This is a genomic window from Oleiphilus sp. HI0080, from assembly GCF_001635135.1.
On the sequence record NZ_LWFU01000870.1, the window covers coordinates 1 to 452 of the forward strand.

General features: G+C 44.7%; 2 protein-coding genes. Both read left to right on the plus strand.

Going from position 1 to position 452, the window contains the following annotated elements:
• A partial coding sequence (locus tag A3751_RS17475; RefSeq protein ID WP_156492579.1) for a cupin domain-containing protein occupies positions 1–175 on the plus strand: 175 nt, incomplete at its 5' end.
• A gap of 5 nt (positions 176–180) precedes the next feature.
• Positions 181–452 (plus strand): FAD-binding oxidoreductase (locus A3751_RS17480; protein WP_156492580.1); only part of this gene is annotated, 272 nt, incomplete at its 3' end.

Genomic DNA, 452 nt, shown 5'->3' on the forward strand with positions numbered 1-452 from the left:
TTATTCCGAGCATGAGTTTTGCCATATTCTTGAAGGCAGCTCGATCATTATTGATGAAAGCGGGAATGAGCTTAAAGTTAACAAAGGCGACCAGTTTGTCGTTCCTGCCGGTTTCAATGGCGAATGGCAAGTAGACGATTATTGTAAAAAGATCTACGTAATTTACGAGGCATAAAGCTTATGCGCACAGAACATACCGGTTCCTATTATGCGGCATCGCGAAATGACAAAATTGATCGGCCAAGTCTAAACGAACACCTCGATGTGGATGTATGCGTTATCGGTGCTGGCTTTTCGGGGATATCAAGCGCACTACACCTCGCAGAAAACGGTTATAAAGTCGCCGTACTAGAAGCTGCTCGAATAGGTTATGGTGCAAGCGGGCGCAATGGCGGTCAATTGGTAAATAGCTACTCACGTGACATTGATGTTATAGAGCGAAAATACGGCAA